At 51.4% G+C, this 15,936-nt stretch carries 9 protein-coding genes, 1 tRNA gene and 1 pseudogene; 6 read left to right on the forward strand and 5 right to left on the reverse strand.

Annotation, left to right across the window (positions count from 1 at the left end):
* The first annotated feature begins 101 nt into the window (after positions 1–101).
* Both NSU01_RS09100 and NSU01_RS09105 read left to right on the forward strand, forming a co-directional pair.
* On the forward strand, positions 102–1,487 hold the full coding sequence (locus NSU01_RS09100; protein ID WP_076242588.1) for an MATE family efflux transporter: 1,386 nt from the start codon (positions 102–104) through the stop codon (positions 1,485–1,487).
* 647 nt (positions 1,488–2,134) lie between these two features.
* Positions 2,135–6,175 carry an endo-1,4-beta-xylanase gene (locus NSU01_RS09105; protein WP_076242589.1) on the forward strand — a complete coding sequence of 1,347 codons (4,041 nt, stop codon included), beginning with the start codon at positions 2,135–2,137 and terminating at the stop codon, positions 6,173–6,175.
* Positions 6,176–6,289: 114 nt separating this feature from the next.
* Here the strand turns inward: NSU01_RS09105 and NSU01_RS09110 are convergent, their stop codons facing one another.
* On the reverse strand, positions 6,290–7,267 hold the full coding sequence (locus tag NSU01_RS09110) for a Gfo/Idh/MocA family oxidoreductase (protein WP_076242590.1): 978 nt from the start codon (positions 7,265–7,267) through the stop codon (positions 6,290–6,292).
* Positions 7,268–7,482: 215 nt separating this feature from the next.
* Positions 7,483–8,328: an SDR family oxidoreductase gene (locus NSU01_RS09115; RefSeq protein WP_076242591.1), complete on the reverse strand. Its 846-nt coding sequence runs from the start codon at positions 8,326–8,328 to the stop codon at positions 7,483–7,485.
* Between the two features lie 91 nt (positions 8,329–8,419).
* Here NSU01_RS09115 and NSU01_RS09120 point away from each other — a divergent pair, with 91 nt between their 5' ends.
* The gene (locus tag NSU01_RS09120; RefSeq protein ID WP_076242592.1) at positions 8,420–8,836 is read left to right on the forward strand and encodes a MerR family transcriptional regulator; all 417 of its coding nucleotides are present in this window, start codon (positions 8,420–8,422) and stop codon (positions 8,834–8,836) included.
* Positions 8,837–8,939: 103 nt separating this feature from the next.
* Here NSU01_RS09120 and NSU01_RS09125 read toward each other — a convergent pair whose 3' ends face one another.
* Positions 8,940–9,533 (reverse strand): TetR/AcrR family transcriptional regulator, encoded by a 594-nt coding sequence (locus NSU01_RS09125; protein WP_076242593.1) that lies wholly within the window; start codon positions 9,531–9,533, stop codon positions 8,940–8,942.
* A gap of 117 nt (positions 9,534–9,650) precedes the next feature.
* Here NSU01_RS09125 and NSU01_RS09130 point away from each other — a divergent pair, with 117 nt between their 5' ends.
* Together NSU01_RS09130 and NSU01_RS09135 are read left to right on the forward strand one after the other, a co-directional pair.
* A complete protein-coding gene (locus NSU01_RS09130; RefSeq protein ID WP_076242594.1) occupies positions 9,651–11,069 on the forward strand; it encodes an MDR family MFS transporter in 1,419 nt (472 codons plus the stop codon).
* 107 nt (positions 11,070–11,176) lie between these two features.
* Entirely contained in the window at positions 11,177–11,884 is a 708-nt protein-coding gene (locus tag NSU01_RS09135) for a DUF421 domain-containing protein (RefSeq protein ID WP_042134964.1), read from the forward strand.
* A gap of 386 nt (positions 11,885–12,270) precedes the next feature.
* Here NSU01_RS09135 and NSU01_RS09140 read toward each other — a convergent pair.
* Positions 12,271–12,347 (reverse strand) — tRNA-Pro (locus NSU01_RS09140).
* A gap of 466 nt (positions 12,348–12,813) precedes the next feature.
* On the opposite strand from NSU01_RS09140, the pseudogene NSU01_RS09145 reads away from it, so the two are divergent.
* Positions 12,814–12,996 (forward strand): annotated as a pseudogene (locus tag NSU01_RS09145) (alanine--tRNA ligase-related protein); the annotation flags it as partial.
* Between the two features lie 154 nt (positions 12,997–13,150).
* Here the strand turns inward: NSU01_RS09145 and NSU01_RS09150 are convergent.
* Positions 13,151–15,871, reverse strand: a complete 2,721-nt coding sequence (locus tag NSU01_RS09150; RefSeq protein WP_076242595.1) for a diadenylate cyclase — start codon at positions 15,869–15,871, stop codon at positions 13,151–13,153.
* Between the last annotated feature and the right edge of the window lie 65 nt (positions 15,872–15,936).

Raw genomic sequence — 15,936 nt, forward strand, 5'->3', positions numbered from 1 at the left:
TTTTTCTCACTGGTCACAGACGTGAAGCTAGATTTGTAGTAAACTGGAAGGAATGTACTGTCTGCTCGCAATTATTCTACAGAAAAGAATGTGATATATTTATGCAGCTTCAGGCTCGACTGCCGGCCAAAAAATGGCTGGAGAAGTACCTTTCCGGGGAAGGGATGGATTACCGGCAAATTGTAGCTTTATTTATTCCGATCCTGATTGACCAGGCTTTCATCATCGGGCTTAATCTGGTAAACACTGCGATGATCAGCTCATCCGGCATGGCGGCGGTCAGTGCGGTGAATATGGTAGATTCACTGAATATATTCCTGATCAACGTATTCGTTGCCATTGCTACCGGCGGGACAGTGGTCGTTGCGCAGTACAAAGGCAGCGGCAACGACCGGATGGTATCCCAGGCTACGGCGGGTTCGGTTACCTCGGTATCGCTGATCGCCGTGGGAATCGGACTTCTGCTCATGGGCTTCCACACGCCGATACTGAACCTGCTGTTCGGAACAGCTTCCGCCGATGTGCTGGATAATGCCCGGATCTACATGATCGGCAGCAGTATTTCTTATCTGGGGATCGCCGTGGTTCAGGCGGTGTGCGGTGCGCTGCGCGGCGTCGGCAGGACGCGGGCTTCGCTGATGCTGTCGCTGATCATGAATCTGTTATACGTACTACTGAACGTAGTCTTCATTAACCTGCTGCACATGGGTGTGCTGGGGATGACGCTGGCGGTCAATATCGCGCGGTATGCGGGCATGATCTTTGCCCTGGTGTACCTGTTCAAGATTGACACGGTACTGCGTGTGCGGGTCCGCGACCTGTTCCATGTTCCGGTCTCCATGCTGCGCAGAATTATGTTCATCGGCATTCCATTTGCAGCTGAGCAGATGTTCTTCAATGGCGGCAAGCTGCTGACCCAGATTTTTATTGTTAGTATGGGCACCTATGCGATTGCGACCAATGCTATTGCCGGCTCGCTGGCGATGGTGTTTCAGATTCCGGCCAGTGCATTGTCGCTGACGATCGTAACGGTGGTCGGCCAATGCATCGGGCGGGGGGATGTGGCGGATGCCAGAAAATTCATCAAGTCCTTCCTCTGGATCGGTTCAGCCTCGTATGCCTTGGTCGCCCTGCTCCTGATGCCGCTGTTCCATCCGCTGGTGTCAATCTTCTCTCCGCCTCCTGAGATCATTGACGACTTGTTTGTAGTCCTGCTGGTGAATGCTATTGCCCAGATTCCGCTGTGGGCGGTCAGCTTCATTCTGCCGTCCGCGCTGCGGGCAGCGGGGGATTCCCGCTTCACCTCTATCACCTCCATGCTGTCGATGTGGCTGTTCCGGGTCGTATTCGGTTACATTCTCGGGATCGTCCTAGGCTACGGTGTGCTGGGGGTCTGGCTGGCGATGAACTGCGAGTGGGCCGTCCGGGGATTTGTGTTTCTATGGCGCTTCAGAGGCGACAAATGGTTTGCGCATAAGCTGATATGAACGCTGTGGCTGCTGATCTAAAGGCTGTCCCGTAAGTAGTTTTCCCATAAATGTAAGACAACAGAGCAGCGTTGCCCGTTATTAAGTGGCGCTGCTCTGCGTTTTTTGTATCGCGTGCAGATTCCCTGCACGTGGTGTAATGAAGTGAAGGCTGGCGCGATATGATGTCGAGCCGCGTCGGGCTGTCCAAGTGTTCTCCGGTAGGAGTGAGGAGTGGCTTCTTCAGGCCAGCAAGTGGAAAAACGTATCTTAATTCGTCAATTTCTGAGCGATGTGCGGAAGCAAGTGGAAAAACAACATCTAATAGGGGTAGTTTTCACTACTTTGGATGAAATGGAGTGATTTAAGTGCTGTTTATTCAACTGCTGATTAAGCAGGGGGACATTCGCTCATCAGCAAGTGTAGTAAATCCAACTGCTATTAATCCGGCCTCTATAGCATCCGGCTTATAAAGTGGCAGACAGGTGCTTCTTAGTTCTGACACTCCAGTGAAATGAACTATAAAAAGCACGGTACAATCTTTAGTTTCGGGTAAGACGCTTTTTTTGCATTATGCTACGATTTGGGTTGAGAAGGGGGGCAGCTTTCACATAACTGTAAGCGCTTAACTCAAAAGAAACCCAAATTCATACAGAGGAGTGCAATGCATGAAGCGAATAATCAAGCAAGTCTCTCTCGTATTACTTGCAGCCGTCCTGCTTCTTCCGGCAGGCGGGTATATTCCGGCTGCTCAGGCAGCAGAGGCCCCGGCCAAGGTATACCACGAAAGCTTTGCGGGCGGCACAGGCAAGGCAGTCCAATCCGGAGGCGCCAGCCTCAGTGCAGTCACGGGAGTTCCTTTTGACGGAAATGCCGATGGAGCAGCGTTATACGTAAACAACCGGGTAAATAACTGGGATGCGGTTGATTTCAAATTCTCGGATGTCGGCCTCAAGAACGGGCACACATACACCGTCACTGCTGTCGTCTACGTTGACGCTAATGTAGCGGTCCCGGACGATGCGGCGGCGGCGCTCCAGACGGTGAAAAGCTATGGGAATTATACGGCAGTACCCTATGTGGCAGGCCAATCAGTCACACTGAAGAAAACATTCACTGTGGATACCAGTGCCGTGGACCCCGACAAGAAGGATTATGGCTTGCGCATCAATTCTAACGAGGCCGGGGCCGCAGTGCCATTTTATCTTGGAGATATTCTGTTCACTGAAGAGGGCACTCCAGGCGGCGGGGAAGAACCTGTCCGGGACCCGGCTTTACCATTCAATACGATCACCTTTGAAGACCAGACGGCAGGCGGCTTCACCGGCAGAGCGGGAACCGAGCTGCTTACTGTAACCGGTGAAGAGAATCATACGGCTGATGGTTCCTACGCGCTGAAGGTGGAAGGCAGAACCTCTACCTGGCACGGGCCTTCCCTGCGTGTGGAGAAATACGTGGATAAGGGCAGCGAATACAACATCTCTGCCTGGGTCAAGCTGATCGATCCTGCCAGCTCGCAGCTCCAGTTGTCTACGCAGGTGGGCAATGACAGTGGTGCGAGTTATGTGGCCCTGTCCCCCAAGACGATCAGCACTGCTGACGGCTGGGTGAAATTTGAGGGCAGCTACCGCTATAACAGTGTGGGCGGCGAATATCTGACCCTTTATATTGAAAGCTCCAACAACACAGCAGCCTCCTTTTATATCGACGATATCACTTTTGAGCATACAGGCACCGGCCCGGTGGATATTCAAAGGGATCTGGTTCCTCTAAAAGCAGCCTATCAGAATGACTTCCTGATCGGTAACGCGATTTCAGCCGAGGATCTGGAAGGTGTCCGGCTGGATCTGCTGAAGCTGCATCACAACGTTGCTACCGCAGGCAATGCCATGAAGCCGGATGCGCTGCAGCCGACTAAGGGGAATTTCACTTTTACAGCGGCAGATGCGATGGTGAACAAGGTGCTGGCGGAAGGGATGAAGATGCACGGGCATGTGCTGGTATGGTACCAGCAGTCGCCTGACTGGATGAACCTGACCACGGATGCGGCAGGCAATACCGTTCCTCTGGGACGTGCCGAAGCACTCACCAATCTTAGAACTCATATCCGGGAGGTTATGGAGCATTTTGAGGGCAGGGTGATCTCCTGGGATGTAGTTAATGAAGCAATGAATGATAACCCGTCCAACCCGTCCAACTGGCAAGGGGCTCTGCGTCAATCCCACTGGTATGATGCCATCGGTGCGGACTATGTAGAGCAGGCTTTCCTGGCGGCCAGAGAGGTGCTGGACGATCATCCAGAGTGGGATATCAAGCTGTATTACAATGATTACAACGATGATAACCAGAACAAAGCCCAGGCCATCTACAGTATGGTCAAGGAAATCAACGACAGGTACGCGCTTACTAACCCCGGGAAGCTGCTGATTGACGGTGTGGGGATGCAGGCACATTACAATATCAACACGAATCCCGATAACGTCAAGCTGTCGCTGGAGAAATTCATCTCGCTTGGGGTAGAGGTCAGCATTACCGAGCTCGATATTCAAGCCGGAAGCGACAATAAGCAAACGGAGAAGGAATTGGTCGACCAGGGCTATCTGTATGCGAAATTGATGGATCTCTACAAGGCACATGCCGCCAATATCGAGCGCGTTACCTTCTGGGGAATGGATGACCGTACCAGCTGGAGAGCTGTCTCAAGTCCGCTGTTGTTTGACAGGGATTTGCAGGCCAAACCGGCATATTACGGCGTCATTGATCCGGCAAAATATATGTCAGAGCATCAACCGAACACGACAGAGGCTAATGTGTCTGAGGCCGTTTACGGCACACCGGTCATTGACGGAACAGCGGATGAAATCTGGTCCTCAGCGCCTGAGATGGCAGTGAACCGGTATCAGCTGGCCTGGCAGGGTGCAAGCGGAACCGCGCGTACTCTGTGGGATGAACAGAATCTATATGTACTGGTCCAGGTCAGCGATGCCCAGCTGGACAAGAGTAACGCGAATGCGTGGGAGCAAGACTCGGTTGAGGTCTTCCTGGATGAGAATCTGGGCCGTACCACCTTCTATCAGGACGATGACGGACAGTTCCGGGTCAATTATGACAATGAAGCCTCCTTCAGTCCGGCAGCCATCAGTGCAGGCTTCGAGTCGGCAACCAAGGTAGCCGGAACAAGCTATACCCTTGAAATGAAGATTCCGTTCAAAAAAATCACCCCGGCCGGCGGCACCAAGGTCGGCTTCGACACTCAGATTAACGATGCCAAGAGCGGCGTCCGGCAAAGTGTTGCCGCCTGGAATGATACCACCGGGAACGGTTATCAGGACACGTCTGTGTACGGCATATTGACTCTCAAGAGCAGGGATGAAGAGCCGGAACAGACAACGGCACCAACGCCGACACCAGCAGCAACGACACAACCAACTGCGGAACCAACAGCAGAACCAACACCAACAGCTACACCAACCCCGGCACCGGTATCTGGCGGAACAAACTATGTCAATAGCACACCTACACCGAAGCCTGTGAATCTTGAGAGTAAGGACGGCGTGGTTACGATCAGACCGGAAATCAAGAATCAGGGAGGAGAGGCAAAGGCCACGGTTACGGGCGATATTCTGCGCAAAGCGCTGGAGCAGGCAGTCCCGGCAGCAGACGGCATGAAACAAATCGTGATCGACCTGCCGAAGCAGACGGGTGCAGCCTCATACGAAGTTGAACTGCCGCTGCAAAGCCTGAAGGGGCAGGCGAACTTCGTGCTTGTGATCAAGACAGGCCCTGCAACGCTCGCAATCCCAGGCGGGCAACTGGCTGGCATTACAGCAAACAGTGAATACATCTCCATTCATGTAAAAGAGTCCCCGGCGGCCAGTCCGGATGCGGCAGCCCGCAGTCTGACCGGCAGTCGTCCGGTAGTGGAGCTGAAGTTGTCGGCCGGAGGCCGGGAGATGGCCTGGAGCAGCCCGGATATGCCTATAACTGTTTCAATTCCTTACAAGCCGGCAATGGAAGAGCTGGGTTACCCCGATTCACTGCTGGTGCGCCAGCTCCGTGAGGATGGCCAGATGATTGCTGTCGTGAACAGCCGTTATAATGCGGCGAACGGATCACTTGTGTTCCAGACATCAGAGTTCGGCACTTTTGCAGCGGCGTATGCTCCATTGACATTCACGGATCTGGGGAATCTGTCTTGGGCTAAGCAGGCTGTCGCTGCTATGGCAGCGCGTGATCTTGTCCTGGGAACCTCCAGCGGCAATTTCTCACCGGCTGTTCCAGTGAGCAGAGCAGATTTCACCGCATCCCTTCTGAAGGTGCTTGAACTCAAAGCTGCTGCTGAAGCAGGTGCTGGATTCAGCGATGTCGGGAATAATGCGGAGCATTTCAAGGAGCTTGCCGCCGCGAAGCAGCTCGGCATCGTCACCGGCTATGCAGATAACACCTTTAAGCCGGACAGCACGATTTCACGTCAGGAGATGATGGTGATCGCCGCCCGCGCGCTGAAGTCAGCAGGGATAGCGGCACAAGGCAGCGGAACTCTGGATGCTTACGCGGATGCAGAGCGGATCTCCGCTTACGCCAAGGGCAGTCTGGAAGCTCTGCTGAAATATGGAGTTGTGAACGGTAAGAACGGCAGGCTTGCCCCGGACGATACTCTTACCCGGGCGGAAGCAGCGGTCATTCTGTACCGGATCTGGAAGCTGTAATTAGGACTTAGAATTTTCTTCTGATTGAGCGCAGCAACAGCCAGCCGCCGGGCGGATTCCCGGAGGCTGGCTGTTTATGCTGCAGGTTTATTTTAGTTTTTAGTATGCCGGCAATCAGCGTCCATTGTAATTCCGTACAAGTTCATCCATCACGCGGCTGGTACGGATAGCGGTATCGCCGGTGCTTAGAGCGGTGCCGCATCCCAGAAGCTCATCTACAATGGACTGGATCAGCGGCTGCTGGATATGGGGCGGGTGGGCGATAAATTCAGGGTACTCCCCGTTTTTGGTCCGGAGAATAACCGGCTGCTCCGCAAAGGTGGAGAAGGTGATACTGCCACGGCTGCCGATAATTTCAGTAACGTCTTCGTTAGTAAAGGCATTGAAGCACCAGATGCCCGTCCCATGAACGCCTGTCTCAAAGCGGTATCTGCCGGATACGGTATCCTCAGGTTTGTAGGGGCTTCCAAAGTTGGACGCATGTCCGTTGACATCTTCAATCGGGCCAAGCAGGAAATCGAGCAGGTCCAGCGTATGGCTGCCCACATCCAGCAATAACCCGCCGCCGGAAATTTCCGGGTCCACCCGCCAATTCTCCACACTTACCGCTGCGAGCGGCTTAGTCATATGCAGGGTGCGCACAAACCGGGGTTCACCGATCGCTCCTGTGTCCAGCCACTCCTTAACCTTGCGGAAGCGCGGAAGCCCTCTGCGGTAATAAGCGACGTACAGCGGAACCCCCGCCTGCCCGCAGGCAGCAATCATGGCTTCGCATTCCGCCGTATTAAGACCCATGGGCTTCTCCACATAGACTGGCTTTCCGGCCTGCGCTGCCGCTAAGGTGTATTCCATATGGGTGGACGGCGGTGTAGCGATATACACGGCATCCACGCCAGGGTCGGCTATCAGACCGGCTGCCCCGTCGTACCAGCGGGGTACCCCATGCCGCCGCGCATAGTCGGCTGCAAGTTCTCCGCTGCGCCTCATGACGGCCGCGAGCTGCGATCCTCCGGCCTTTTGCAAGGCCGGACCGCTCTTAACCTCGGTTACATCCCCGCAGCCGATAATGCCCCAGTGAATGATTTTGCTCAACTCAGTATCCTCCTCCGCATCTAGTCCTGCTTTTGGGTTTTGCTTTGAAATCCTGCATTAAATACAACATTCTCTTCATTATATCAACCATATTCCTGAAATGTTGTACGAAAGACAGCATTTTTGCGCCTCCGAGCGGCTTGGCAGGAGAAATCTTGCAGTTTCTGCAACAATTCTCCCGGACACCCTGGTATCTATGAATCCGGGTTACAGAGCTAGGCGAAATAATGCCCTTCTTCCAGATCGGCGATCAGTCCGGGCTGTACCGGCTGCCAGCCCAGAAGCTCCCGCGTTGCCAGGCTTGCCTGCGCAGTGTTGTATAAGCTTGTGATGTCGATTGCCGCGATAGCACCAAGGAAGCCGAAGTGGGCGGCGGCTTCTTCAGGGGTTATGCTGGCCGCCGGCACACTCAATTGCCGCCCGATGACTGCGGCGATCTCGCAGAGCGGAATGCCTTCATCGCCGGCGCCCAGCAGCCGCGAGCCCGCCGGGGCGGCTTCCAGCGCCAGGCGGTACAGCACCGCCGCATCCAGGCGGTGGACTGCCGGCCAGCGGTTACTTCCGTCGCCGATGTAGGCGGCGAAGCCCTTCTCCCGGGCGATGTCGATCATCATCGGCACAAAACCCCGGTCGCCTTCGCCGTGCACAGACGGTGCAAGCGAGACGATGGATGCCCGGATGCCCCGCTCTGCCATTGCGAGCACTGCAGCATCTACGGCATGTCCATTTGCGTGAGCCGTGGTAATAAACGGCTTCCCGGAGCCTTCCAGCGCCGCTCCCATAGCTTCAACGGCCCCCAAATCCAGGGCCAGCGCACCTTCAAAGTCGGAGAAATCATTGGTGAACGCCAGATGAATCACGCCGTCCGCAGCAGCAGCGCCGCTGCTCAGAGTCTCTAGATCATCCAGAGTACCGTACAGCGCTGTGGCTCCCGCCGCCGTTAGTCCCGCTGCTTTCTCTTCAGAACGGCAAAGACCCGTCACAGTATGTCCCGCACTGATCAATTCCTTGACAACCGCGGAACCGATATACCCCGTTGCTCCAGTAACAAAAACATGCATAATGATATCCTCCTTCATAAGTTGACTGCCTGATCATGTTAAGCATAAACTATGAAGTGAACTCTAGGGCAAGCGGTCCAAAGGAGAAATAATGATGAAAATTCAGGAACTGGCAGACAAGATGGGACTCACGATCCATACGATCCGTTTTTATGAAAAGGAAGGCCTGCTGGATGAACGGCATGTCCGGCGGGAAAGCAACAATTACCGCAACTATTCGGAAGAGGCTGTCCAGCGGCTCAAGCTCGTCAAGAAGTTCCAATCCATCGGCTGTTCACTGGCGGAACTGAAGGAAGCTCTGCAGGACCACGATTCCAATGCGCATACGAACCAGCAGATCATAGATTGGATTCGCAGCAAGAAGAGGGAGATCGAACGCAAGAAGGAAGAATACGACCAAATGCTGAATACCCTGAACTGGATGCTGGAGTACCGGACGTTGCTCATGACAGATCCGCAGCAGGCGCAGGAGATGATGAAAAGCTGGCAGGCGGGCTCATCTGATTGAGCGGCGGAGACATCAAATTGTATGTTGAAATCAGGCGAGAGTGAGATTTACGGCGAATTATTGGCGGCGTATCTCCTCTCGTTTTTCTATTTAGATAGGGTAATCAACGCTTTAATACGAGCGGCAGGAACACTTCGTCCACAATATTGGCAATGGTCTCCTCGGACATTGGTTTGTTATACAGCATTAGCTCATGGCGTGCCAGATCTGCCGGCAAAGTAAGCATCCGGGGCGTAACGGACTCGGCCGATACCTCTCCCCGTTCAACGGCCCGCTGCAGTACAATCGTCATTGTCCTGTTTTGACGCCCGTCTGGGAATATCAAGGAGGCAAGCGGCATGGCGCCGATTTCCGTTACAAGCCCGTAGAAAGCCTTCATCATCACTTCGATATTGTTCTGATTCATGGACCGGAGCACACCGCACACATCGTCCCTCAAATTCCCATTATCGGGTACCTCCTCCAGCGGCAGAGGCACGCGTTCCCGGACCGCCGCCAGTACAATCTCAGCACGGTTGGCCCATCGGCGGTACAGCACGGCTTTGCTTGTTCCTGACCGCTCCGCTACTCCATCCATCGTTAGATTAGAATAGCCTTGTTCATGCAATTCTTCCCGTACCGCCTGCAGTATAGCCGCTTCCAGCTCTTTGCCTCTGCGTCTGTTTTTCAATTTATCCTGATGTTGAGAAGTAGACATATGGGTCTCATACTCCTTTAGAAATTTTCGTTGCGTTTCATATGGGGATAGTATATCATAAGCGCAAATAAGAAACTTTTTGTTTCTTATTTCTCAATCTCAGGGAGGTAATCTATTTTGCAAAAACAAGATACCGCAGTGCTAGAATCGGCTGAACAGCAGGCAGCCGCGAAGAAATTATTGTGGATTCTCATGCTGGGCATTCTGGCCCCGTTATTCGACACGACGATCACGAATGTGGCTATTGATACACTGGTGCGGGAATTTAACACCTCGGTGTCAACCATTCAATGGGTGATGACCGGTTATCTGCTTGCGCTTGCAATGGTCATTCCTATTAGCGGCTGGGCGGTGGAGCGGTTCGGGGGCAAGCCGATGTGGCTATTTTCGCTAGGCATGTTCTTGCTTGGTTCTGTGCTGTGCAGCATGGCGTGGAATGTGGAGAGCCTGATTTTTTTCCGTACCATTCAAGGGATCGGCGGGGGATTGCTGATGCCCATTATGCAGACCTTGGCCGTACGCGCCTCCGGAGGACAGAATATGGGCAAAAGAATGGCCACGGTGGCTCTACCGGCGCTGCTTGGGCCGATACTCGGGCCAGTGCTGGGAGGCCTTATCATCAATCATCTGAGCTGGAGATGGATTTTCTTTGTGAATATTCCGCTCTGCATCGTTGCCATCCTCATGGCGTGGAAGGGATTGCCCAATGAAGAGCGCGGAACCCGGACACTGCGGCTGGATCTGCCGGGACTGATGCTGTTGTCCCCAGCTATCATTCTCATTATTTATGGTCTAGGAGAGGTAAGCTCGAGCCACGGTTACGGTCATGCCGCTGTTCTCGTTCCCGTTATAGCCGGGTTAGTGCTTTTAGCAGTGTTTGTCATTTATGCATACCGCAAAGGTGACGAAGCCTTGCTTGATGTTAAGCTGTTTCGGGTGCGTCCCTTTACGGTATCCTCGACACTGCTATTCCTGTCCGGTCTGACTACTTACGGGGCGATGCTGCTGCTGCCGCTGTACTTCCAGCAAGTCCGCGGCGAATCCGTGCTAATATCCGGTCTGCTGCTCGTTCCGCAAGGAATCGGGATGCTGCTGACAAGATCACTTGCCGGCAAACTAACCGATCAGATCGGTTCGAGACCCGTCGTTCTTGCCGGAACCCTCCTTACCATACTTGGAACATGGCCGCTTACGCAGCTTAGCGGAGATACGAGCTATTACTATTTGAGCGCAGCATTGATCGTGCGTGGGGCAGGATTAGGGGCTGTTTTTCTGCCGGTCATGGCTTCGGCCTATATCGGCCTGTCTTCGAAGCAAATTCCGCATGCCAGCAGCACCACTCGTATTATGCAGCAGATCGGCGGCGCCTTTGGCGTATCGGTTATCGCTATTATTTTGCAGAACGAGCTTAATTCAGTCCTGTCCCATGACCCGGCAGCTATGGCTGTTGCGTTCGATCATACGTTTATCTGGTCGATTGCCTTCGCTACACTGGCGCTGATTCCGGCGGCATTTCTGCCGAGAATAAAAAGATAAATCCGGGCTAAGTCACAATATAATTACGGTCAATTCATTGTCTCCTCCCGTACAAATCGTTTGTTTCGGTTCGTATTGGAAATAATGGAGGGAGGAGGGATTGCGCTATGCATGCTTATATGGATATTCTGGTCCGCACGATAATTTCCGTCATTCTGCTTTTGTTTATCCCTAAGCTGCTGGGCAAGCAGATGATATCGAACATGACTTCTCATAACTTCGTCACCAGCATCATGCTGGGGTCGATAGCCGCCAACCTGGCGTTCAATGAGAGCCTGAAATCGGTCTATTTGATTCTGGCCCTTGTCGCTGTTGCCGCCCTTTCTTTTCTGCTGTCGCTGATCGCGCTGAAAAGCCATAAGTGGAGAGCTTGGATCTCCGGTTCGCCCACGGTACTGATTGAAGGAGGAAAGATCCTGGAGGGCAACATGCGCAAGCTTAAATATACGATGGATTCACTGGATCAGTCGTTGCGGGAGAAAGATATTTTCGATATAGAAGAGGTGGAGTATGCCATTCTTGAAGATAACGGAAGGTTGTCCGTCCTGAAAAAGGAGGCCTTTCAGGGAGTACAGAAGAAGGATATGAAGCTGCCGTCCCATCCGCAAGCCTTCCCGGTGGAATTAATTATGGATGGCATCGTAATGGAGGATAATCTGAAGAATTACGGACTTACGGCACAATGGCTGGAGAACGAGCTAAGACGCAAAGGAAAACATATCTCCGACGTGTTCTATGCAGTGAGAGGAACGCAGCAGCAGCTCATTTTCGATTTCTACAAGGATGATATCCGCAATCCGCTGGATAAAGAGTGACATCATATGCATATCTAATTATTCCGTTCCCAGTTCTGGTCTTTGATTTCGTGGCGTCTTAGCGCCTTTACAAGCTCCTCGTGATTTATGCTATGGTTATGCTTCGCAATTGCCGGAATAATCAAAAATAAACAACGCCGTTCAGCTTTCCAGATGGAGGATGAACAGCATTGTTTATCATAATCCTTCTCTCCAATAAAGCCTCAACTTGCTCGTTTGTGGCTGGCTGGATTAACTGGCAGCCTGAATTGAAGGTACTCCTTTATGTGGAGAAAAAGATGTAATTGCCTTAATTGGTTAAGACTCATGCATAAACATACAAAGGATGATCATAAAGAGTCCAAACAAAAAACCCTTATAAATCAAGGGTTCCGGCACTAACTGTATGGTCGAGACGACAGGATTCGAACCTGCGGCCTCTTACTCCCGAAGCAAGCGCTCTACCAAGCTGAGCTACGTCTCGACATTTGAAATTAGTAGAATCTGATGCATAAAATACAATTGCTCCAATTCTTTGAGCATTCTCATATCACCAATAAACCCTAGGTATCCAGTTCAGCAATGTTCTAGCTATATTATTAAATAATACGCTCGTATGTAAGCGCTGTAAATATCATTTTACATAAGTTTCAGCTCCCCTTCCTGCAATTTTCCTGCCCGAGATTGATAGTGCCAAAGCCGCTGGATATACTGGAAATGTTAAAAATCAACGCAGAAAGCTAATTTCGGAGTGCGGGGAACAATCCCGCCGGGGGCACCCGTTAACAGCCGCGCAAGGCGATCGTCTGCTACAGTCCGTGATTCTGCGGAACAAGGCGAAAACCAGGGTTGTACCGCAATAATCATCGTCCCTGAATTTCATTCAGGGGCGTTTTTTGTTTTTGATTTTGGGTAACGTCAAGAATTACGGCCGGAGGGCCGCACTAATGATGAGACGGGAGCTGTACAAGAAGAAAGCAAGTGAAATCTGTTCCAAATGGCTGCAGTTTTTCAAGAGTAAAGGGCACCGCATTGAGCCAAGCGCCTCGCTCGTGCCGCACAACGATCCGTCGCTGCTGTGGATTAACGCAGGCATGGCACCGCTGAAGGCTAACTTCGAAGGCCGGGTGGTTCGGGACCTTGTACTCGCCCTGAGCGGGATCGTGCTGCTGCGGCTGCTGGCGTAGAATTCAGAAGGTTGTAACAATAGGCGCTACAAAGGGGCGTTACACCAGAATGGACAAGAGTCCCGTTCTGGTGTAACGCCCCTTTCGCACTCGCAGCACGTTAGTTTGAATCCAACTCTTCATCCCCGTCCGGATCCGGCTTCGGATGAGAGGTCACCTCCTTGGCAGCTGCCACACCTTCTAGATCGAAGGCCTCCAATTTACCCAGATAGGCTTCGTAGAGCTTGTCCAATTCCGATGGGAGTGAAGCGCTGCCGGTTTGCGCGGTATAAGCAGCTCTTGCCACAAGAATCAGATCGGGCTGTTTGTTTATGATTTCAACTAATTGTTCCATATATATTTCTTCATTTTTAAGTACTAAGACTCTAGCGAGACATTCTACGGCATCATTCAGCTCAACTAAATACTCATGGATGAGGAATTTATTCCAGAGTGAATCCGGATCTTTGGGTTCAAGCTCCAATGAAAGATTGTAATCATCAATCGACTTTCTATATAGGGCTTCTTTAGTAACTTCACTCTCTTCCGATTCAGCTTGTTCCTGAAGACAATAGGCTCTTCTAAAATATAGTTGCTTACTGTTTTCAAGAGATCTGCGTTTCCGTTCCTCGATCGCCTCACTTAATGAATAGATGGCTTTTTCCAGTATTGCATAATAATCATCCGAGTTATTTTTTAATATTTGGAATAATTTATAGCAAGAAAAACCTATATTTTGCTTATAGATGTGGTACCGATTCTCACCATGAAGTGAATTTTCAACAGCCTTCTCACACATCTCAATAACTTTTTCGTAATACTTCATATTCGCTTGATCATCGTCTTGATTATGGGCTTTAGCATAATAGCAAATCCCGATCAGATTATAATTGGATGCGGATATAAATTCCGATTTCGCCTGGTCCTCGGCGTGATTTGCAAATTCAAAAGCTTTATCATACATTTCCGCATTCCAGCAGGCTCTCCCCACCTTAAACAACCACTCACTATCGACTATGCTGGATTCCAGCAGCAGTTTCCCCTTGGCCTCCAGCTTGTTCAGATCCGGCTCATCCACATTAATGAGGTCAATCATCTCTTCGGCAGTGGCCAGCAGCAGGTCTTCGTTCTCATTCTCGGGAATCAGATTAACCATGCCGTCTTCGGAAATGATCGCAATGACACATTTCTGGTCACCGTTATCCTTAAGCTTATGCAGATAGCGATGGGCCGAGTTGAAGCGGGCGCCGCGGCTGGGATCGCCGATGTCCGGTTTGGCATTGCCGTCCAGAATCACTCCAAGCGCGTGGCACCGGGCTTGGGTGTCGAAATAGATCGCGCCGTCAATCGCTGTCAGAAATTTAACATGATCCGGATGAATTGCTTTTTCCTCAATGGGCGTGGATTGTTTGCTTAAGGTGGTAAGCTCCTGCTCGGCCGTATCGGGATTTGTAATAACGACCATAGTTCCGTGCTTCTGTTCCCTGGCCTTTCGGACAATCAGGTCCAGAGCTTTAATGCTGGATTGGTGGGCAGCAGTGGACTGCCCCTTCCAGAACGTATTCTCCAGCAGCTTCATGAACCGTTCAGAGCTGTAGCCTTCTTCGCCCAGTCTGGGATTCTTGGAGCTTAATGAAATCAGCGGTTGCTCTACCATGGCAAGATCTGAACGGTAGTAACGCTTGTCATTCTCTACAATGAGTTCCCCGCCTTTGGACAATTCAGCTTCGGTGTGAACCAGAACCAGCTTTAATTTGGATAAGCCGTTGAAATCGAGACGAACGGCAAGGGTGCTATGCTGCAGGTTCCAGTTCACTTCGCCCAGTCCGTAAATATGCCTATGGTCCGCAATGAGATACAGATCCTTATCTTCATTGGTCAGCTCCAGCAGCTTACGGATACGTTTGGCATCGTCCAGCAGAATTCGGCCCGTCTCCTTGAACTGGATGCTGAAGCGGATCAATCCCGGCAAGTCGATGGCCTGGCTGTTCAGAAACAGGATGGAGCCGAACGGGCTTGCATTCTCATAGGGGAGGCTGGAGATTTCGTCCATCTGTTCCATTAGGCTATGTATAGAATAATCAAACTTTAAGTCATTGTTGAATTCAGGAACGTCAGCAGATTTATTGCTAAGGATGTACTCCTGCATTTTGCCAAAAAATAAACGTGACATTCTTCGGTTGAACAGCAGGGGGTCCTCATCGAAGCGGCTCTGGATCTTGTTGTCTTGCAGTGTAATTTCTCCTTTGGGATTCACCGAGAAATAGTTACCGAAGAAATAGTCCAGCGACATCCGGAGGAACGAGAACTGAGGCCTGGAGAAGAATAGCTCCCGCGACACCGCATCCACATTCCTTATTTCCAATAGGTAAGAAAGCGTAACTTGTGTATTCTTGGCCCCAAGGTATTGAAAATGATTAGCATAGAGTAGCCTTGTATCTTCACTCTCTGGCTGCGCCTTGACCTCGCTTTCCTCTGTTTTGTCCTCGGCGCTCTTCTGTTTGTAATCCGCCAGGGACTTGTAGCATTGTTTATCCAGAAAGCACTTTAAGACCTCAATTGTAGCGGGCAGTTTGCCTTCATCGGCTGGAAGAATACGCAGCTCATCAAATACCGTCTGCAAGTCCACCTCCGGGAATATATCCTGGGCAACGCCAGGCTCACCATTGGAAGCGGGTACTGTTTTTTTGACACGAACGATTTTGGTGAGCTTGTCATTGTTGTCATACACCAGCGCATATAGCTTGAGGTGAATGCGTTTGTTCAGCTTCTTGAGCCATAGGTCCATATTCTTATAAATAATCTCATTGACCGTTGACAGTTCTTTTTTACTGATTTCCAAGAAAGCTCCCCCAGTGACAAATGGAATGAATTGCTAAATAATAATTTGATTATATTCGGACATGG

Origin of the sequence: Paenibacillus sp. FSL H8-0259 (assembly GCF_037963255.1) — a bacterium.
GTDB classification, from domain to species: Bacteria; Bacillota; Bacilli; order Paenibacillales; family Paenibacillaceae; genus Paenibacillus_AQ; species Paenibacillus_AQ phytohabitans.